Source organism: Kurthia populi (assembly GCF_042686175.1).
Lineage (GTDB): Bacteria > Bacillota > Bacilli > Bacillales_A > Planococcaceae > Kurthia > Kurthia populi.
On record NZ_JBHUOR010000015.1, the window covers coordinates 1 to 569 of the forward strand.

1 rRNA gene is annotated in these 569 nt (G+C 52.4%); it reads right to left on the bottom strand.

Features of this window, described 5'->3' with window-relative positions:
• Positions 1-569, bottom strand: a 23S ribosomal RNA gene (locus ACFSY7_RS02445); the annotation flags it as partial.

Here is a 569-nt window from a genome sequence, read left to right on the forward strand (position 1 = left end):
TCTCTCCTCGACTACCTGTGTCGGTTTGCGGTACGGGCACCTCTCACCTCGCTAGAGGCTTTTCTTGGCAGTGTGAAATCAGGAACTTCGCTCGAAGAGCTTCGCCATCACAGCTCAATGTTAGAGAGTGCGGATTTGCCTACACTCACACCTTACTGCTTGGACGCGCATAACCAACAGCGCGCTTACCCTATCCTACTGCGTCCCCCCATTACTCAAATGGTGAGGAGGTGGTACAGGAATATCAACCTGTTATCCATCGCCTACGCCTATCGGCCTCGGCTTAGGTCCCGACTAACCCTGAGCGGACGAGCCTTCCTCAGGAAACCTTAGTCATTCGGTGGATGGGATTCTCACCCATCTTTCGCTACTCATACCGGCATTCTCACTTCTAAACGCTCCACCAGTCCTTACGATCTGACTTCACAGCGATTAGAACGCTCTCCTACCACGGACATCTGAGATGTCCATCCACAGCTTCGGTGAATCGTTTAGCCCCGATACATTTTCGGCGCAGCGTCACTCGACCAGTGAGCTATTACGCACTCTTTAAATGATGGCTGCTTCTG